Origin of the sequence: Colwellia sp. MB02u-14, from assembly GCF_014076915.1 — a bacterium.
Lineage (GTDB): Bacteria > Pseudomonadota > Gammaproteobacteria > Enterobacterales > Alteromonadaceae > Colwellia_A.
In genome coordinates, this window is the sequence record NZ_JACGUX010000062.1 from 366,631 (window position 1) to 387,809 (window position 21,179).

Consider the following 21,179-nt stretch of genomic DNA (forward strand, 5'->3'; position numbering starts at 1 on the left):
TATGAGGAGATTTACAATGAATACCTTACAAATTTTTGCAGCCCCAACGGGACGTTTCTTGTTAGCTGTCATGTTTTTTATGTCTGGAATAACAAAAATATCACAATATGTCGGAACACAAGGTTATATGGAAGCAATGGGCGTGTTGGGGGCTTTATTACCTTTAGTTACTTTGTTCGAAGTGTTGGGTGGTTTAGCGATTATTTTAGGATGGAAAACAAAATATGCTGCCATTGCTTTAGCCAGTTTTAGCATACTTTCAGCAATACTCTTTCATGCCGATTTTAGTAACCAAGCAGAAATGACTAACTTCATGAAAAATATTGCTATTGCGGGTGGCTTTTAACCTTATTTGTTTATGATCCAGGAGTTTTTTCTCTAGATAATCCACGTTTAAAAACACACTTAATTAATATTAAATAAAGACGTTATGCTATTAATGAGCAACTAAGCTAAGGGATGATGGCTTCATTCCTCTTCACTTGGCTAACGTTTTAATCGAATAATTAAGGAGAGCACTATGAGACTATTAGTTGAAGGAAAATCGCAAAACCAATGGTACGACACAAAATCGAGTGGTGGCTGTTTTGAACGAAAAGCCCCCAGCTTTCGTCACTGGAACACCAAAGATGGTCGTGCTGGAAAATGAGGTATTGCCGGCTTTAAAGCAGAGGCTAATCGTTACCATTTATATGTATCGCTGGCCTGCCCTTGGGCGTATCGCACCATTATTTATCGCAAACTTAAAGGTTTGGAAAACATCATATCCATGTCGATAGTGAATGCGTTTATGGGTGACGAAGGCTGGACATTCGCACCAGGTGACGGTGTGGTAGCTGATCCCATTTTGAACGCAATTAACGTGCATGAAATCTATACCAGAGCGTAAGTTGATTATACGGGGCAAGTAACCGTGCCTATTTTATGGGATAAAAAACCAATACCATCGTTAGCAAGGAATCTCCTAAAATTATACGCATGTTTAATTCAGCATTTGACGACATAGGGGCCTTGCTGGGTGACTTTTCACCACCAGAGTTATTAGCTGAAATAGATGAGCTAAATGCGTTTATTTATCCAACCATTAATAATGGTGTATATCGCGCTGGCTTTGCTACAACACAAACCGCTTATGACGAAGCGGTGGTCGAAGTCTTTGATGCACTAGATACCTTAGAAGTACATTGAGAAAATCGTCGTTACTTAACGGGTAATACGATAACAGAGGCTAACTGGCGATTATGTACAACCTTAGTGCGTTTCGACAGCGTTTATGTCAGGCATTTTAAGTGTAATTTACGTCGAATCGTCGACTACCCAAATATTTAGGGTTACTTACGCGACTTGTATCAAGTGCACGGTATTGAAGAAACTGTCGCAATGGATTAGATCAAGGCACATTACTATGACAGCCACGAAACGATTAATTCAACCCGTATTTTACCGGTAGGTCCTCATATAGACTTTAATATGACCCATAATCGAGAATTGCTATCAACATTGATTAAGTAAAATTGCCGTACTTGATGGAATATAATCAACCATGTTCTGGGTGACTCACCAATGTTTTGAGGTTGTGTAAAGTAAAATAAGAGTCATTGTTAATAAGGTTGGGTAAATCGGTTACCTGATAGACCGAGCAAATAGCGCAGAGCACAACAATATCAATAATCAACACAGGGATTTTTTCTGAATTGAATAACTTTTACTTAATAGTATGAACAATAGTCCTTTTTATATATTTGAATATCTATCGGCAAATGATTAAAGAACTCATTAGGAAACCTTACTAACATTTTAATGCCTATTAATTTATACGTTATTTGCTTCAACATTGTAATAAAATTTATCATTTGTTCTAAAAAGGAGTGACTATACTTTTTATTATTAATTTAGCTTTAAAGGTAGGAGGGGGACTTTATAAACATACAATGACAAGCAATAAAAAGCCCACTAAACCCAGTAAGCCTAAACACAAAATTGCGAATATTGTAGGCTCTGGAACGTCTGTTGGAGGAGCAATTTGACCATTTCTAACTTCAAAACGATATAAATCAGCAACACCTACATTTAAAGTACCGGTTAAACCTAACATTGCTGCTTGATTTTCTGAGGCATTTAATTCATTGAAATCGCTACCATTACCAGAACTAAAGCCCAAGCAAACAACGGTTCCGCCTAAACCATTTGAACCACCACTTGAATTACCTGTTGTCCAGTTAAGATCTTTCTTCATCTTCTGAGAAGTTAATTAACGCTGGTTTTGAAGAAGGGAATAATTTAGCCTTTGTGACGAGGGAAAACCAAAACATCAATAAGATAATCAAGGGCAGAATTGACTTTGTTACCTTTAGTCCTGTCGAATTGGAATGGCGATTAAAATTGCTTACACCGGAGATAAACGTAAATATTTTTGACCCCGTCTACCTACTTTCAGGCGAGCTTGAATATTATTTTGCACATAAGTAAAAAAACATCAAATAAAACAATAGTCCAATTACAGGAAGCATTAGATAAAATCAAAAAAGATAGCCATTATCAAACACTTTAGAAAAAATATATGGAATGATTTTTAACGAGATTCTCTAATTTTTTTCTCCTGCGCATCTCATTTCAATGGGATAATACCAAGACAACAATTTATTCAGCACTGACTTACCACGGTAAGTAAAACATTATTGTTGGTGTATTAAACCAGTGTCTTCTCTTTCAAAACCATGGCATAGATAACCACTTACTGGCCGTTTTTTCTTTGCTATTTGATAGTAATGTTCATAACCAACAGAGAAGGCAAATGGGTTTGCATTGTAGTCTGCGTAAGACTGATCACTCCCATTTTTAGCCTCTCTAGCGCCAGCAGCAAAAGAGCTTAAAAAATCATCTCTGTTATTGATCAAGATGGTTGTTGAGCTGCTTACTCCTTCAACAAGTACCAGCGCGCCTAATTCAGCATATTTATCAACAACTGCGGCATTGAAGTTGCCACTGTATTGTTCAGTTTCAATATCATAAGAAACGGCAGAAGCATCTGTGGCTTCCATTAAAGAGACGAACAACTCTCTTACTTTTTTTGAAATCATAAACTATTCCTTTTCAGAGAATTCGTTATCTACTTATGTACTGCATTATACTCACCACTAGCAATATCGCTACTAATATTGTAGCATTGTTATATTGGTTATTAAGGAGAAATTATGTCATTACCGATACCCGGAGAGCAAGTTAGAGGCTCTAAAACCGGTAAACCTATTATGGCGTTACTCGATTTACTGGGTCGAACATGGGCATTGGGTATTGTTTGGCAGTTAAGCCAAGGAAGTGCAACATTTAGACAATTACAGCAACGTTGTGAGCAAATTTCACCAAGCCTTTTAAACACCCGTTTAAAAGAATTAAAAGTTTTACAACTCGTTGAGTCAACGCCAAATGGTTATCAATTAACGCTAACAGGGCAAGGATTGTTTTCAGTGATTTCTCCACTCGGAGAATGGTCCCTGCAATGGGCTAGCCAAATAAAAAAGGACGATGTATGAGTTTAACATACGCAAATATGCCGCTCGACCGGTGTAGTAATCAACGTAAAGACAAACGCTGGCTAACATCAGAATTTAATCATCAAAAAACCTTGTTTTGCGTTATTAACGACGGCATGGGCCTTTTTTCTCATGATGATACTTTTACCCCGATTTATTTAAATCAATCTCAGCTTGATAATTTAACGATTGAAAGTTGCATTTATTTAGGTAAAGGGACTCTGGGGAAAGAGTCTACGTCAGACGAACCTACCAGAAGTATCTCATTGTTCACCGTAGATTTTGAAAAATTACGTTTTTCAACCCAAGCGCAATTACTTAATCTAGGTAAGTGGCAAAAACTTCGTGAAGCGACACCAAATTTAACTGTTATAGATGTGTCAATTCAAGCGTTAGCTAAAGCTTTAGTTTATTGGCATACAACACATCTTTACTGTGGTAAATGTGGCAACGCCAATCGATCTGTTTATGCAGGACACGCTAGGCGCTGCACTGAGTGTCGTAACATGTCATTTCCCCGTACAGATCCCGCGGTAATAATGCTTGTTGAGCATATGTTTCCTGATGGTATCGCTCGCTGTTTATTAGGCCGACAAGCCAGCTGGAAAGCTGGGATTTATTCAACATTAGCCGGTTTTGTAGACCCGGGTGAAACACTAGAAGAAGCCGTAATAAGGGAAGTTTTAGAAGAAACAGCTGTAGATGTTGAAAATCCTCAGTATATAACGTCTCAGCCTTGGCCATTTCCCGCTTCAGTGATGTTAGGCTTTACTGCAGTTGCGACCTCTACCTCTATTGATATTAGTGAAGACGACTTAGAGGATTGCCAATGGTTTTCTAGAGAACAATTAGCCGAATTTTATGTCGGTGCTCATGCTCCCAATAAAACGGGTAATATTACCGAGACTACTCTAGATAATAATGAAGAAAAGCATGAATATAGAACAAGCAGTGGTGATTCTATTTCATCTTATTTAATCACCGCATGGAAAAATAGAGAGATAGGTCAATATTAATGTTGGCTATTGATGAACTTTACTTAAAAATATTGTTATTAATGACAAGTATTAAGACAAATTGAAGGTTTTAATTCTCAGTGATACTATTGAGATGATATAATAAATGATCAGCTCTTAGCAATAAGTCCTGAAAATGCTATTGCAGTAATGTATATTTATCATCCTCTTGATATTTTTATTCTATCAAGAGGAGATAAAACCTAATTTATCCATTTACACTCTATTTGAATTCTGAATAATTAAAAACTTATGGCTACAAACACTTTTACACCTGAATTACTTGAAAAACACTTTACCAAAAATGAATGGAAAAAAGGAACACGCATTTTTCAGGATAAAGGTATTAAAACCTGCGCCCTTGATGGTGAAATAATTCGGGGAGTCGTATTTAGTGAGCGCTCTCGCCAAAGCAGTTATTTAACGCGCTTAGTGTTAAATGTTAAGTATGATGGTATGGCCAGTTATTGTGATTGTTACATAGGACGTGACTGTAAACATGGCGCTGCCCTCGCGCAGTACTTTATTCATGAACACTTTGACCAAAATAGTATTGCCACCTCTGAAAAAGTAATTGATAAATGGCTTAGCCGCTTTCAAGCTCAGCCAAGTAGATACCAGCCCAACAGTCAGCAAAAATCATTATTATACTTTTTAAAACCCAACAGCTATAACGAAGACGACTATTTTACTTTAGGTATAAAATCAGCACGCCCAAAAAATAGTGGTGGCTGGAGTAGCTCGCTTGGCAGTGAATTTTCTGCAAGCTCGTTAATAAATAGCGCTTATGCCAATAACGACGATGTTGCTGTACTTACTGAACTTATCCGTACCAATCAGTATGGCGATAACATTAAGTATTTTGATTTATTCGAGCGCATTATCAAAACTAATCGCTGTTTTTGGCAAACAAGTTATGATCTTAACGAGGCAATAACTTTAGGTGAGCCATTAGAGGCTCAGTGGCAATGGTTAGCGCTTGATAATAAATTACACACTTTGCAGCTTGTCTTTATGCAACCTTCAGAAAGTATTCTTATTATAAAAGCACAACCTCTTTGTTATTATGATGAACAAAAAAATTGCTTTGGAAAGATTAATACCAATACTCAGTGTAATTTTGAAGCAGACCTACTTAATTCACCTATTTTTGAAGAAGACAAATTACCCTGGGTCATGAATAAGCTGTCTATGTCTTTAGGTGATGCTGTGCAGCGCTTGCCTAAACCCAAAACAGAATTTTCTCAAGAATTAACAAAACCTGAAGTGTATTTACACTTTTCTACTCCACGAGAAAAAGATCCGCAGTCAGGCTTTGTCAAAGTTAATTTTTCTTATCAAGGCAACTTAGTTAATCCGCATAATGAAAATGTTACGGTTACACCTTCTAAGACAAGCGACATCGACACTAAGGTTAAATTGTATCGAGATTTAACCTTTGAACAGGCTGTTGTTGATAAATTAACCGGTTTAAAATTTACCCCTCAGCCCAAAGCTAAGCGTTACACGTTTACCAATGAAGACTACTTAAATAAAGATAAAACGCCTAAGTTCTCAATGCTCATGCAAGGTCGCTACCTTTGGCATCATTTTTTACACCAAGAAGTACAATTACTTAAAGATCTTGGCTGGAATATTAGCTTTGCTGATGATTTTTATTATAAAGCCCTCGCTACCGACAGCATCTTTGATGCCGAGGTCATTCAAACGGATGACCACGACTTTTTCTCATTGGGGTTAAACTTAACCATCGATGGTAAAAAAATGCCCGCGTTTCCTATTTTGCTTGGTGCTATTGAACAACTCCCAAAGTCGGCATTACTTGACCGAGAAAAAGAAAAGCTTATCGCGCCTAACTCCCCTATATATGTTGATCTCGAAAATGGCGATTTTGTTGCCTTACGCTATCAAAGTGTCCAGCCGATATTAAAACAGTTTATTGAATTGTTTATGCCTAATGCTTTAAATGAAAATGGCACAATGGAGCTATCGCGTTTTCAAGGGCATCAAACGTTATCCATGTTAGATGACCAAGGAATGATAGCAACTGGCACCACTAAATTAAGAGTATTGGCTGATAAACTAAGAGATTTCCAACAAGTTACCACAGTTCCGGTACCAACAGGCTTGAATGCAACGTTGCGAACTTATCAGCATCAAGGGCTAAACTGGTTACAGTTTTTACGAGAGTATCAATTAAACGGTATTTTGGCTGACGATATGGGTTTAGGCAAAACGATTCAAACCTTAGCGCATTTATTAATTGAAAAACAGCAAGGCCGACTTAACAAACCCGTCTTAATTGTTGCGCCTACCAGTGTTATTTTTAACTGGGCAAATGAAATAGAAAAATTTACCCCAGAGCTATCTTATCAAGTATTGCACGGTAGTAAACGCCAGCAACACTTTGGTTGCCTTGAAGGTGCTGAAGGTATTGAAAATCCGGTTGATATAATTATTACTAGCTATGCGTTAATTACTAAAGATTTAGCGCTCTATAATGCGCAAAGTTTTTATTACCTTATTCTTGATGAAGCTCATTATATAAAAAATACTAAAACTAAATTATACCAAGCTTTTTTAACCCTTAAAGCGCAGCATAAGTTGTGTTTAACGGGTACGCCTATGGAGAATCATTTAGGCGAATTCTGGGCTCAATTTAATTTTTTACTGCCGGGTTTTTTAGGTGGACAAAGACAATTTACTAAACTCTTTCGAACACCGATAGAAAAACACGGTGAACTTGAGCGTAAGCAGTTATTAAATCAACGTATTAAACCGTTTATTTTACGCCGAACTAAAGACAAAATAGCCACTGAATTACCACCAAAAACTGAAATAATTCAAAAGTTACGTATTGAAGGCCAGCAAGCTGAACTCTATGAATCAGTGCGCTTGGCGATGGACAGTCGCTTAAAAGATATCATTGCAGACAAAGGTTTAAAACGTAGCCAGATAGAAGTTTTAGACGCGTTATTGAAGTTAAGACAAGTCTGTAATCATCCTAAGTTACTGTCACTTGAAGGCGCTAAAAAAGTAAATCAATCAGCTAAGCTTGACCATTTAATGGAAACGCTACCGGAGCAAATTGCTGAAGGACGTAAAATATTAATTTTTTCACAGTTTACCAGTATGCTTGCTTTGATAGAAGAAGAGCTGGTAACCGCTAAAATCGACTTTGTTAAATTGACAGGCGCAACCACGAAAAGACAAGAAGTTGTTGATAAGTTTCAAGAAGGTGAAGTACCCGTATTTTTAATTAGCTTACGCGCCGGTGGCGTGGGCTTAAACTTAACAGCAGCAGACACGGTTATTCATTTTGACCCCTGGTGGAACCCTGCAGTTGAAAACCAAGCCACCGATAGAGCTTATCGTATTGGCCAAGACAAACCTGTTTTTGTGTACAAATATATTATTGAAAACTCAATAGAAGAAAAAATTCAAAAAATACAGCAAAATAAAGCTGCGCTTGCAAAAGCACTGTTATCTGAAGAAGTGAGTGATAATAAGTTAAGCTTAACTGATGATATTTTAAGCTCACTGCTTGCACCGCTTAGCTAGCCTCAAAGGTTAAAATAAAAAACCCTTATCAAAAAGATAAGGGTTTTAGTTAGTTCGCTGACTTATCGACAACCTAATGCCGATAAGTAAAACAAAGTGGTTAACTCATTATCTTTTTACGAACCAAGAAGATGAATCCCATTAGCATTAACACCATTGACGAAGGCTCTGGCACATCAATAGGGGTTGATGATGTCACTGAATACTCTTTGTTTCTGCTATTAATGTCAGAAAAGTCAATATTGAAATCATCCCATAATACGACATTTGATAAATCTAAAGATCCCAAACCATTACCGGCACCTACCACGTTAAAATCAACACTCGCTAATAGAAAACGGCTTAAACCATTTTGTACTGCAAAGAGTTCATCAGACCATGAGTAACTGGTTTCTGACAGCGTTAAACTGTTTGCCATCAGGTTAATAGGTGATTGAACACTAAATCCTGGGGCTGCATCAAGTTTATCGCCAAAACGCACGGCTGAATATTCAATCATCATATTATTCCATGAGACATCAAAACCAAAGCCACTCAGCATTCTTTGTAACGCTGAGGCGTCATCTTCAATCTCAGAAATAATAAAGTTTGCTGTTAGCACATCGCCAACTTGGTAGGTATTTTGGTTTAGCTCAACAGTAATTAATGTTGCCTGACTACTTAGCGAAACAAAAAGTGTTGTTAATAGTATGATTATTTTTTTCATGATTACGTCCTTTTTAATTATGTATTGAGTAACTTAAAATTATTTTTATTGTGTTGCACAGCGCGAACGCGTACACAAAGACATTAATGCTCTTCCATCACGACCATTTACTACGTTGTCTTGATTAAAGTCGTATTTAATATCGTTAAGCTCGCCGCTGCGGATCAGCATCGAGAACTCTCTAACATCATTTATATCAATATCACCATCTGCATCAAAATCACCTACCAGCTCAACTTGACTATTTAAGTTAAGTAAAACGATAACGGGATCATGGTCTGATGCTCGATAAGCATCTTCAGCAAAATATTTTGATAATTGCTCTGATGATTTAAATTCGGTGTTGTAATCGAAAATACGAGGTTCATCAGCGTTGATATGCCAAACCGTTGTATCAACGACTTGCCTAGCCAAATCATTACTGGCTAGTGCATGATCTAAGTAACCTATTTCACCACCAAAACTATAAGAATAACCTGCACTGCCCATATGCTCAGCGACCAAGTTATGGTAATTACTGGCTGTTATCGCATTGATTGGATCTTCTTTACCGTAAGCATTTAAGTCACCAATAATAAGAAAATCAGTATCTGCAGATCCCGTAGGGTTAGTATTTAACCAGGCTGCTAATGCGCTGCCTGCTTGAGTTCTCAGTTCATTCCAGCATCCTTGTCCATCACCTTGATCAAGGTTATTACCCGAAGCACTGCCACAACTGCCTTTTGACTTAAAGTGATTAACGGCAATCGTTAATGTTTCATCAGTCGCAATTTCTTTAAACGTTTGTACAAGCGGTTGACGATTACCAAAATCAAATGGACTCTGACTTGTCGTGACCGCATTACCGATTAAGGCAACGGTCGCTGGCTTATAAAGTAAACCCACAGTAATTGCATCACCACCGACACCAGCTTGATTAAGGCTAACGTAGTTATATGCTCCTTCACCTAACTTGAAATTTAACTGCGAAACAAGTTCAGCAATAGCACTAGTACTGGCAAAACCATCGTTTTCTAGTTCCATTAAGCCAACAATATCGGCATTAATTTCAACAAGAGCAGAAACAATTTTACTACTTTGACGGGTAAACTCTTCAAAAGTATCAGCCCCTCGAGCGGTTGGAAAACCTTGACCCTCACCGTCTCCATTAAAGTAATTGAGTACATTAAAGCTAGCGACTTTTAAAGAACCACCGCCGCTAATATTGGGTTGTGACGTTCTCGCATTACTCGCGCTAAATTGTGGTGTTACGGTTGGTAAAACACGGAAGGTACTGTAGCTATAGTCAATAACTCCGGTTAAGTTAGCAACGGAATCGCCTAAACGTAGCGTATTCTGATAACTTAACCCTGGCGCAGGAAATGCCACGTTATCAGGGTTTTGCGTATTATTCATATCGTCGAGGGTGATACGATTTCGGCTATTTTTATCCGCTAAAGCAATAGCTTGTTCACTGCCTGCGTTATAAATATTGGTAGGAAGTATCAAGCGTCCATTTGATAAGGTTAACTGACCAAAGCGTGCTAAGTTATATGTATCACTGACTTTTAATGTCTCAGAAAAACTAACCGCCATACCTTCTATTGTTTCCCAATAGTCGTTACTAATAACAGGTAAAGACACCATTGTCGCTTCAATAGATTCACCCACACCACAATCAACAAAAGGCGTGGTCGCGGTCAATTGTGTACGACCAAAATTTTCTTTAACGGTACCGTTTATTCTGACTTTATTACCTTGGGTAGGAAAGTTTGTAATATTACTAAAATAAACAAAAATGGCTTCAGAGGTTGTGGTATCAGCATCAGTGTCAACGGTTTCTTCTTGCACAAAGTAACCATTTAAACTTGGCACAGCAAAAGTAACGGTACCTTCAATAACCTTAATCGCGCCAATAACCGTTGAATCACTGCCGCTGCCTTGAATGGTATGAATAAAATCAGCTTCATCACCACACATACCTATGACAGGCGAGTCACCGGGCTCTGTAGTTGGTGGCGCTGATAGATGTACGCCTAAATTCTCAAAAGTATCTTTTGGATTTGACTGCCATTGGTCAGCTTTAATAAATTCATCTGTTCGGTCGCTGTCACCCGAGTTTACTGAAGCTAAACGAACTAATGAAGTATCTTTACCCCAATTTTGTCTAACGCCGTAAGTGCCAACATTATCAATAATGATATCGCCATGAACAAGTTCGATATAATCATCACCGTTGAAATTAATAGCACTGACAAAATGGTCAATATAAGGGATTAAGGTAGAGTCATCTGCGATTTGAGTTGAACCAAGTACTACAACATCATTGGCAAGTAACTGCCCTGTTAATGTATAGCTACTGGTGACAGACGGACTACCATTAGCATAAAAGTTGAATTGGTAATCGCCTAAAGCAATCGTTTCATTGGTAGGGTTATAAATCTCTACCGCTTTATTATAGCCTGACCCTTCAACATATTCAGAGAAAAACAAATCAACGCCGGGTTCTACTGGATCAACCGGGTCTACCGGATCTACCGGATCTACTGGGTCAACATTAGAACATGATGAACTATAAAGTGTTGAAATCCACTCAGGGTGGTCAATAAACGGGTTACGATTTCCTTGAAACTCATAAATTTTGTTATTTCGGTTAATTTCAAATTCATCAACAGGGTCTGCTTCGCTCCACGCTAAAAGCGTACATAATTTACCTAACTTTGGCTCACCACCAGAAGTTAGCATATCAACAACGTGTAAATCAGGTGTCACCGAGTCTAATCCGGCATAGCGCGTATCCATATATAGCACTATACGTGCAACATCACCTTTTACTGCCCCTCTTGGCTCAAAAGAATTACCGTCGACACGATTTTCTGGTGACTCTGGTAAAGGTGCGTCACTGTTATCAAAGTCTAAATTACCTCTTGATGAGTTAACCGAAATATCAGTAGGTCGTAAGTGATGAATATCTGAATAAGCACGTGCACTAGAACTTGGGAAACCATGGCTTTTTGCCCATACATGTTCGCGATTCCAGTTATCTGGGTTGGTTGATTGTGGACCGCTACCGTTTGAGAATTTTGCTTTAGAAATGCCACGGTAAAATAATATAACATTATCGGCGTTAAGGGGATCTTCATCGGTAACCGTTAAAGCGGTCCAGGCTTCTGAATAAGTTAATTGCTTATGATTGGCAGAAATAACATCATTGATGTTAATGCGTATCACCTCTGCACTTTGTTCAGAATTGATCGCATTAATAACGGGTGCATAATAAGTAGCATCATCAAATTCAGCTGCACTTGCTATCCGGCCCAAGTCCGGGCAGTTAAAGCAAGCATCAGTGACGAGGTTACTATCATCATTGCCTCCTCCATCGACAATACCCGAAGTAATAAAAACATCATCTAAACGGATGTATTCACTGCCTGAATTATTAGCCATCGACACTTTAACTTGCAAAGTGCTTCCTTCAGGAATGACTTGGGTGATGGTAACCGAAGTAAAGTCATCAATTAACGTATGACTATCATTTCCCTTACCTTGCCAGTTCTCTACCCTGACAAAGGGACCGTTATCTATAGCGTATGAAAGATCAAAAAAGTCTGATGATTCGTGATTTCCATTTTCCTCAGCTAAAACAGATAGCTCAATGTTGGTCTTTCCTACAATACTAATAGGCTCTGACAGCCAATCAACACGACCATCGACATCTCTTGCCTCAAGGTTGCTATTGGTTACTTTAAACCAATCACTGTTCGCCGTTAATTGAGCATTACTAATATCAATAGACCAACGCGTAACACCGCTCATATCAAGGGTATCAAACACGGCACCTTTATTATTTAACGGTGTGTCATTAAAATCTTCTGACCATAGTGTTTCGCCACTAAATGCACTATGAGTAACGAAGGTTGAAGCAACACAAAGTGCGATCAAACTTAAATTTAATTTACCATAGCCGAAAAATCGACTTGGCCTTGCCTGACTATTATTCATTCTATCTCTCCAGATTTATAATTACTATTAGCTAAAAAAGACGCCTGTTGGTTAAAGTTCCAACTTTATACTGAACGTCTAATGTTACAATTTTGTTATTTTCATATAATATTTTTGAAAATATTGACCAAATAGTCAACCATTAATTGCATAAAAAACAGTCACTCCTGCAAAAGTTATCCAAGTGGTCAGGTAGAACAAGGGATGTAGACTAATTTTATTTTGCAAAATATCAAAGAGTAAGTGAATAGCGTGTTATTAAAGAAGACAAAGGAAGTGAAAAAATATGAATAAATAAAATAGAGCACGATATGTCATTTCTCATCGTTAAACTGACGATAAATACGCATGATAAATTAAGGAGTAAAGTCGTTAACTGCCCCCCTCCATGTTAATCAACTATAAAATAGTGACGCGCGACTATGGTCACAAGAGCATATGCAAATAGTGATGGTTAGCCCCACTTAAAAAAATAATTGAATCAATCTTTATTTTATGCACGAGTTTTTGTATGGGTATTTAAAATGCCAAACAGCTTACTATGTATCAATCTACTATTCACAAACATTTAGTACAGAGCCCATTTTAACCTAGTACAACCTGTACGGTAACGCACAGAGCTAGAGATAATGAGACGATACAATTTGGTTGTAATGTAATTAGTATTCAATTATTTAATCGGTATCCCCTTTGACCGTGATCGTCTTAGTGATTGTTTTCGCTTAAGAGTGGGCCATTAATGTTGTTTGGTTAAAGTCAGTTGTGAAATCTAATTCATCAGTCAGGAGAAGGTAATGTTAATCAATTTAAAAACATTAAGCGGTAGCAGTATTCATGCTTTAGATTTAGATGATAAAAAAGACTTAATGTGGGATACCTACAATTGGTCACTGCGTTGTCTTGTCGTTGATACACGGGATTGATTTCCTGGTGGTAAAAAGGTGCTTATTATGCCTGGGCATCTTGAAACTTTAAATTGCCAAGATTAAACAGTCACCTGTAATCTTGATTTGGCAAAGATAAAATTTTGCCATGAATATAAAGTTGATAAATTGAAGGATGCAGATTATCTCAAAGCGTTTTAAAACACACTAATGTCTAATTAATAGCCCTATTGAATTTACTCTTCTTAACCTTACTCTATTATGATGAGTAAGTGATTTCTAAAAATAGAAGCTACTATAAATATTAATATGGCTCACAAACGTAACATGTAGTTGGCGAGTGGCTTTATTCCATTGACCAAAAAAACAAGGACAAAGAAATGCAAAAAAAAGACGACAATACAACGTCCAATAACAAGCATGTAACCGAGTGTTTATATGGTAGTGAAACAGCCAAAGCATTGACTAATTTCACCATTAGCGATCTAAAAATGCCGCGCGCATTTCTTTGGGCGTTGGGAACGATAAAAGGCAGCTGTGCACAGGCTAATCAAGAGCTGGGACTGCTCGATACAGATAAATCTACTGCGATTCAATTAGCGGCTAAGGAAGTGGCTGATGGCTTTCACGATAATCAATTTCCCATTGACGTATTTCAAACAGGCTCTGGTACCAGCACGAATATGAATGCTAATGAAGTCATTGCTTCATTAGTCAAGTTAGCTAGTCACAATACAATCAACGTTCATCCAAATGATGATGTAAATATGGGGCAAAGTTCTAACGATATCATCCCTTCTTGTATTCATTTAAGTGCTGCAAAACTTGTCGCGGAACAGTTACTGCCCTCGTTAGATCATTTGCGTAACACCTTAGATGAAAAAGCCAATGAACATCATGACACCATAAAAACAGGCCGTACGCATTTAATGGATGCGATGCCGCTGAGTTTTGCCCAAGAGATAAGTGGTTGGAGTGCTCAAGTTAGCTATGCATACGAACAGCTTAAAAATAGCTTATTCAGTTTATGCAAGCTTGCTATTGGTGGCACTGCCGTTGGCACAGGCGTTAACACACATCCGGATTTTTCCGCTATTGTTACTCGCCTATTAACAGCAAAAACAGGGTTAACATTTATACCCGCTGAAAATCACTTTAGAGCAATAAGTGCTCAAGACACTGCCGTACATATAAGTGGCTTACTTAAAACTACCGCGGTTAGTCTGAGTAAAATTAGCAATGATATTCGTTGGCTTAGCAGTGGACCATTAAATGGTTTAAATGAAATACAGCTATCCGAACATCAAAAAGGCAGTAGTATTATGCCAGGTAAAGTCAACCCTGTGATACCCGAGTCTGTATTAATGGCCTGCACGCAGGTAATAGGAAATGACACAACCATTACCTTAGCAGGACAATCGGGTAATTTTCAGCTCAACACCATGTTACCTTTAATTGCTCATACTTTAGTGCAAAGTATTCAACTGCTCAGTTCAAGCAGCACTGCACTTGCTGATAAAGTTATACAAGACATGAGTGTAAATCATTTGATGATTAATCAAAATTTAGTCAAAAACCCTATATTAGCCACCGCATTAACAAACTTGATCGGCTATGAAAAAAGCGCGGAAATAGCCCAAAAAGCCTATGCACAGAAAAGAAGCGTCTTAGATGTTGCCAAAGAGCTAACCGATATCAGCGAAGTAGAACTTATTGCCCGATTAGACCCCAAAAGACTCATAGGTAACGATGGTGCGATTAAATAGTCAGCATTTGTAGTCAATTTAATTGATACAGATTCATTATAATTTAATGAAAAATGTTTCCTAACCACTCCCATAATAGTTAGCATTTTTACGCTGTAGTGTCGGTTCAATGTACTTTGTTAACCAGAGGAGCCAAGCATTTTTCCGACACAATTTTTACCACTACTTTTGACCTTATACATTACATCGTCAGCCTGGCGAATTAATTCAGACGCGGTAATAACATCCGGATCACGTATGCATGAAACACCAATACTCACGGTGATCTTTGGTCCATTTTCCGAGCAGTATCTACTCACTTCCATTCGTAACCTTTCTGCCATTTCAGCGGCTGAATCAATCGCAGTATCAGGGAAAACAATAACGAACTCTTCACCTCCATAACGTACAGGGAAATCGGCATCACGAATAGTTTTTTTGGTTATTCTCCCCAGTTTTTGTAGTATCTCGTCACCAAATTGGTGACCATAAACATCGTTCACTTGCTTAAAGTCATCGATATCTAACATAAGCAGGGAAAGACTTTTGTTATATCTACTATGTTCAGCAACCATCTGTTCCAACATAAAGTCCAATACACCATGCAAGTATAGTCCGGTCAACGCATCACGGGTTGCCATAGCAGCTGCGGCTTCAATGCGCAGATCCCCCATTATTTTTGGGCTCGAAATATCGCCAGAAATATTAGAGAGATAGTCAAGCGCGGACACAAGCATACCCATATCACGGTTAAGTTTATTTTTTAAATCTTTCCTATGTTTAACGATTTTATGCCAAAGATTCGATGCTTTTTTTTCTGTATAAATTTCATGCGTCAAACGAAAAATCAATTCTGAAAAGGTATGGCCAGTAGAAGCGTCCAAATAGCTCTTTAACAAAGCAGGTTTACGCGAGAACTTATCAATTGAATCTGAGGTAAGTCTGTCAGTTGATTCAATATCAACGAGCATTCGTTTTGTATTATCATCCGGTAATGAATTGTTAGAGTTCATGAGAGCCTCCTTTATGTCTAAAGCGCTAAGTAAAATTCATAAAAACCTAATAAAAAATACCAAGCGAATGGTGAATAATTTTTTGTTTAACTCATTTGTCATCTCTGTTTATAATCTGTCCTTGAGATCTTGTGAGTATTTTGAATTTTTCGAAAGATCATAATACTGACGAAGGTGAACCTCATACTGAGGATCAACAAGTCGTTATAAATCAAAAGGTGGACTTTCCTTTATATTTTTAGCACTTACATTAACCACTATAGATCCCCCAGCCCAGTTTACTGCTTCGATACATTTATGACTAATCAGAACTTTATATCCACTGGGTAACCAATTACGCGTATCAACAATAATATAAGGAAGACTCCAATCCTCATCATTTAAAATAAAACCGTCAATATGGCCAATTTTTTGGTCCGTAGCATGTATCTCATATCCCTTTACCTCATCTGTTGATCGCAAATGCCAATCTTCAGCTTCATCCGTCCAATGATTACCGTAACCATAGTATTTAAAAAACTCAGATTCATATAAATGAGATACCGATTGATGATCATTAAGGACAGGACTATTTTTAACTTCTTCTCGGGTTAAATTAATCGGAAATTAATGTTCTTCCCAGTTAGGAGCAAAGAGTGATATGGGCTGATTAATATTTTTCTCCCACCAGGAAGCCATTTATTGGTGTCAGCCACCATATAACTTACTCTCCCAGAACGTGTGTCAAAGAGAAAATATTTACAACGGCCTATTTCTTCATCAATACCTTGACGTTGGAAACGTATAATTTCATTAAAACTTCGTAACATCCCCTACCCTCCTATATTCATTAAGGTTTTATTTATAAATAAGTAATACCTTTACCATACAAGGTGGTATGACTTTTTGTATGTACGCCAGCACACAGAGGCTTAAAACTTTTAACCATAAACATTCAGTGTGATCATGACGGGTTCACTATTAACTTCACTGTCTATGCACAGCCTTAATTTTCAATGATGTTGCCAATATAACGTGACGTATTACTCGTTGACTAAGCGGCTTTTTTCTTGGATCTCGTGATGCAATATTCTGTCATTTTCTGAGTAATCCACAGCAACATCAATAACATGAACCCCTGCTGTGGCAAAGCAAACGTCCAGTAAGGGAATAAGTGCATCACTACTTTCAACTCGATGACCATATGCACCGTAGCTTTCAGCATATTTTACAAAGTCAGGGTTACCATAATCTAAGCCGAAATTTTTAAACCCCATATTTTCCTGTTTCCATTTAATCATGCCATATGCATCATCTCGAAGAATTAGCACGGTGATATTTACTTTTAAACGTACCGCAGTTTCAAGTTCCTGAGAGTTCATCATAAAACCACCGTCACCACAGATCGCCATCACTTTTCTATCTGGGTAAACAATACTTGCGGCTATTGCAGAAGGTAAACCGGCTCCCATTGTAGAGAGTGCATTGTCGAGTAAAACCGTATTCGTTTGATAGGCTTTATAATTGCGAGCAAACCAGATTTTATATACTCCATTGTCTAGTGCTATGATCCCATTTTCTGGCATTACTTTTCTGATATCGGCAACAATACGCTGTGGATACATCGGGAACCTACTGTCATTTATTCCTTCACTTAAATGTTGTTCAACATGTTCTTTTACGCTCAAAAAGTATGAGAAATCCCATGTTTCTTGCACGTTAATATTTTCACATAATTGCCAAACACTATTAGCAATATCACCAATAACCCCCTGTTGTGGATAGTAAACAGCATCTACTGATGCCGTGGTGTAATTTACGTGAATAACCTTAAAGCCTCCTTTTTCCATAAAAAAAGGCGGCTTTTCAACTACATCATGGCCTACGTTAATGATTAGATCAGAATGTTCTATAGCGCAGTGTAAAAAGTCCCCTGAAGACAAAGCGGCATTACCTAAAAAGAGCGGATCACGTTCATCAATCACGCCTTTACCCATTTGTGTACTAAAAAAGTGAATGCCAGTTTTACTGACAAATTCACGTAACATCTTTGAGGTAGTTTTTCGGTTAGCCCCTGCACCAATTAATAGCAGCGGGGATTTGGCTTGTTCAATCATTTTAACCGCCGCGCTGACTGATTTTTCTTCTGCTATTGGTCGGCGAAAAGAGCTCTTTTGAATGATAGGTACATCAGTAACATCACTGGCAATATCTTCTGGAAGTTCTATGTGTGTCGCTCCTGGGCGCTCTTCTTCTGCGAGTCGAATAGCCTCACGCACCCTAGCGGGAATTAAATCAGCGCCGCCGATCTGACGAGTATATTTTGTGATTGGCCGCATCATGTCAACCACATCAATAATTTGGAATTGCCCCTGTTTACTGCTCTTAATGGGTTTTTGCCCCGTAAGCATCATCATAGGCATAGCACCTAATTGTGCGTAAGCTGCCGCTGTAACTAAATTAGTTGCGCCCGGTCCAAGTGTAGACATGCAGACCCCAGCTTTTCCTGTCAAACGACCATAAGTGGCTGCCATAAATCCAGCCGCTTGTTCATGACGAGTTAAAATAAGTTTGATTTTAGAGTTGACAAGTGAGTTAAGAATATCGAGATTTTCTTCACCAGGTATACCAAAAATGTATTCAACACCTTCAGCTTCTAAGGCTTTTACAAATAGATCTGATGCTTTCATAAAGCGTCTCCATTAGACAAAAAGTCACGGCCTTTTTGGTTATTCTGCTGACCGACATTTATTTCAACTTCATCTTATACTACTACATAAATTAGCTTATACATTTAATCAGCTGACTTAAATAGCAAATGAAATAGCAAATGAAATAGATCTATAGTTAAAAAAATGTAGGTCGAGTTAAATGAAGTTTATGTGTAAAAACGACTAAAGCGGATAATAAAAAGTGGGTAATAACTTACTGCACTCATTATTCTGCGTTGCCCTAATCCATTCATAGGGCAATGAGTGGTGAATCAATCATTAGCAAAGATAAGAATTGAATGAACAATTTTGTGACTACGCATAATGATTGATATTAGTCTCATTTACGGTTGTCTATTTTTAAAGGGATACAGCCAAGATCGCTTTTCTCAAAAGACGACTTTTCAGTTATAATACTTGAGACTCAATCAGCAATATTTAGGATCACTTTGTGCGCATTCCTGACATAAAGACTTCCTGAATGTTAAGGACAACTTTCCGATCATATAGCGGACATAAATTTCTACTTCTATGGCGAATAGGGGCACAGAGCAAGATAGAGTTACAATACTTCTAGTCGTATTTCCTATTTTATTTTAAGCAACACTTTTATTTAGATAAATTTTTACGCTAAGAGAAAACAATGCGGAGTAAAGGATTGGTAATAACATGGCAGCGGCATAAGGTCCTACATTTTCAATACCCATATCCGATGATAAACCATACATAAAGTAGCTAACACCTAATAGGATACAAATATTAAAACTAAACGACGATACACTTGATAATTTTTGTGATTTATTATTACTTCCTCTGTATACGTAGAATGAAACTAACAGCGCAATAATAAAAATTGGGATTGCAATAAAGTCTGTAAAAATGTGAATAATTAACATAGGTTGTTTTTCCTTTAGTTACCTAAAACGCCTCACTAAGAGGCAAATAATTGTTGGTTAAAATTAACGAAGAAGCAAAAAAAACCAACTGCTTTTTTCCTTGTTTAATGGCTTACTATGTTTCTGAATTAGAGCTTTGTATATACCTGAATACACCATAAATCACTTCAGCCATCTTTTCATAATTAAGCTTATCAAAGGTATCCGCATCAGTATGATAAGATTTATTCCGATAAAACGATGTGTTTGTAATCATTACAGCAGGAAACCCCATGGCCCAATAATTTCGGTGATCAGACCAATCAACTCCGGTTAAACTGTGTGGAGCATTAATCGAATAAGCATTAATATTAGTATGCATATTTATTGCTGATTTAACTTCAAACGCTTTATTTGAAAAAATCTGATCAACTATAGCGACGAAATTACCAGTTGATGGGTACATTAAACTTAGCATAGGTATTGGAAAAGTTTGAGAATTATCTTCATCACTGAAAAATCCGATCATTTCTAAACTGATCATTAAATCGATATTGATCCCAGCTTCTTTTAAGCTTTTTGCGTGAATATAACTTCCCATTTTTTCGGATGCAAAGTACGGAGGTTCTTCTAGACTAAACGCAACCAAATGCACCTGCTTTTTTAGGTTCATTTTTTTTAGCAATCGACTTAGTTCAAACAATCCTGAAACCCCTGATGCATTATCATCAGCAGCAGGTAAATTTGAGTATGAATCATAATGAGCGCCTATAACTATGACATTGTCAGTGTTGGGCCCAAACTTGGCAATAACATTCCTATATTCGTGCCCTCCAGCTTTAAACTTCTGAAACTCTACCGTTTTGGTATTTGTTTTAAACTTTGTAAATATATACTCAGAAAGGCTAGCTAGTATTTCAGGATTTTGGCTATCTCTTGGATAAAAATCTTGACTAATCCTTCTCACTTCTTCTTTTAAAAGTTTCGGATCAATATCATGAATTTTCACTGAATGTGATGTGATAAATGGTCTAGCAATTAAAATCCACAGACTAATTAAACAAATCATTATTACGGTTAATAATCGAGGCAAAGATTTCATTTAGGAAATAAACTCCTGTTAAAAAAAACATAACGTCTCACGAAGAGACAAATAATAGTTGGAAAAATTAAAT

At 37.5% G+C, this 21,179-nt stretch carries 15 protein-coding genes and 1 pseudogene; 7 read left to right on the forward strand and 9 right to left on the reverse strand.

Annotated elements, in window-relative coordinates; genetic code table 11:
- Positions 1-16 precede the first annotated feature (16 nt).
- Entirely contained in the window at positions 17-346 is a 330-nt protein-coding gene (locus tag H4J52_RS06470) for a DoxX family protein (RefSeq protein ID WP_259366744.1), read from the forward strand.
- Between the two features lie 174 nt (positions 347-520).
- Positions 521-1,512, forward strand: a pseudogene (locus H4J52_RS06475) (glutathione S-transferase family protein).
- Between the two features lie 406 nt (positions 1,513-1,918).
- Here H4J52_RS06475 and H4J52_RS06480 read toward each other — a convergent pair.
- Both H4J52_RS06480 and H4J52_RS06485 read right to left on the reverse strand, forming a co-directional pair.
- Positions 1,919-2,236 (reverse strand): nidogen-like domain-containing protein, encoded by a 318-nt coding sequence (locus H4J52_RS06480; RefSeq protein ID WP_182179811.1) that lies wholly within the window; start codon positions 2,234-2,236, stop codon positions 1,919-1,921.
- 439 nt (positions 2,237-2,675) lie between these two features.
- A complete protein-coding gene (locus H4J52_RS06485) occupies positions 2,676-3,080 on the reverse strand; it encodes a hypothetical protein (protein WP_182179809.1) in 405 nt (134 codons plus the stop codon).
- Between the two features lie 114 nt (positions 3,081-3,194).
- Here H4J52_RS06485 and H4J52_RS06490 point away from each other — a divergent pair, with 114 nt between their 5' ends.
- The 3 genes from H4J52_RS06490 (at position 3,195) to H4J52_RS06500 (ending at position 8,110) form a co-directional block, all read left to right on the forward strand.
- Positions 3,195-3,533, forward strand: coding sequence for a helix-turn-helix domain-containing protein (locus H4J52_RS06490; RefSeq protein WP_182179807.1), 339 nt, complete (start codon positions 3,195-3,197; stop codon positions 3,531-3,533).
- Positions 3,530-4,549, forward strand: coding sequence for an NAD(+) diphosphatase (gene nudC, locus H4J52_RS06495; RefSeq protein WP_182179805.1), 1,020 nt, complete (start codon positions 3,530-3,532; stop codon positions 4,547-4,549). The genes H4J52_RS06490 and nudC overlap by 4 nt, the downstream gene beginning before the upstream one ends.
- 252 nt (positions 4,550-4,801) lie before the next feature.
- A complete protein-coding gene (locus H4J52_RS06500) occupies positions 4,802-8,110 on the forward strand; it encodes a DEAD/DEAH box helicase (protein ID WP_182179803.1) in 3,309 nt (1,102 codons plus the stop codon).
- 100 nt (positions 8,111-8,210) lie between these two features.
- Here the strand turns inward: H4J52_RS06500 and H4J52_RS06505 are convergent, their stop codons facing one another.
- Both H4J52_RS06505 and H4J52_RS06510 read right to left on the reverse strand, forming a co-directional pair.
- The gene (locus H4J52_RS06505; protein ID WP_182179801.1) at positions 8,211-8,816 is read right to left on the reverse strand and encodes a PEP-CTERM sorting domain-containing protein; all 606 of its coding nucleotides are present in this window, start codon (positions 8,814-8,816) and stop codon (positions 8,211-8,213) included.
- A 45-nt stretch (positions 8,817-8,861) separates the two neighbouring features.
- On the reverse strand, positions 8,862-12,797 hold the full coding sequence (locus H4J52_RS06510) for an ExeM/NucH family extracellular endonuclease (RefSeq protein ID WP_182224386.1): 3,936 nt from the start codon (positions 12,795-12,797) through the stop codon (positions 8,862-8,864).
- Positions 12,798-13,591: 794 nt separating this feature from the next.
- Here H4J52_RS06510 and H4J52_RS19925 point away from each other — a divergent pair.
- Both H4J52_RS19925 and H4J52_RS06515 read left to right on the forward strand, forming a co-directional pair.
- Positions 13,592-13,720, forward strand: a complete 129-nt coding sequence (locus tag H4J52_RS19925) for a hypothetical protein (protein WP_259366745.1) — start codon at positions 13,592-13,594, stop codon at positions 13,718-13,720.
- 341 nt (positions 13,721-14,061) lie between these two features.
- Complete coding sequence (locus H4J52_RS06515; RefSeq protein WP_182179797.1) at positions 14,062-15,447, forward strand: lyase family protein; 1,386 nt, start codon at positions 14,062-14,064, stop codon at positions 15,445-15,447.
- A 119-nt stretch (positions 15,448-15,566) separates the two neighbouring features.
- Here H4J52_RS06515 and H4J52_RS06520 read toward each other — a convergent pair whose 3' ends face one another.
- The 5 genes from H4J52_RS06520 to H4J52_RS06540 all read right to left on the reverse strand — a co-directional run bounded on the left by H4J52_RS06520 (position 15,567) and on the right by H4J52_RS06540 (position 21,106).
- Positions 15,567-16,439 (reverse strand): GGDEF domain-containing protein, encoded by an 873-nt coding sequence (locus H4J52_RS06520; protein ID WP_182224387.1) that lies wholly within the window; start codon positions 16,437-16,439, stop codon positions 15,567-15,569.
- A 204-nt stretch (positions 16,440-16,643) separates the two neighbouring features.
- Positions 16,644-16,901, reverse strand: a complete 258-nt coding sequence (locus H4J52_RS19655; protein ID WP_220461068.1) for a hypothetical protein — start codon at positions 16,899-16,901, stop codon at positions 16,644-16,646.
- 560 nt (positions 16,902-17,461) lie between these two features.
- Positions 17,462-19,108: an acetolactate synthase large subunit gene (locus H4J52_RS06530; RefSeq protein WP_182179793.1), complete on the reverse strand. Its 1,647-nt coding sequence runs from the start codon at positions 19,106-19,108 to the stop codon at positions 17,462-17,464.
- Positions 19,109-19,725: 617 nt separating this feature from the next.
- On the reverse strand, positions 19,726-20,025 hold the full coding sequence (locus H4J52_RS06535; RefSeq protein WP_182179791.1) for a hypothetical protein: 300 nt from the start codon (positions 20,023-20,025) through the stop codon (positions 19,726-19,728).
- A gap of 115 nt (positions 20,026-20,140) precedes the next feature.
- Positions 20,141-21,106 carry a M28 family peptidase gene (locus H4J52_RS06540; RefSeq protein WP_182179789.1) on the reverse strand — a complete coding sequence of 322 codons (966 nt, stop codon included), beginning with the start codon at positions 21,104-21,106 and terminating at the stop codon, positions 20,141-20,143.
- Between the last annotated feature and the right edge of the window lie 73 nt (positions 21,107-21,179).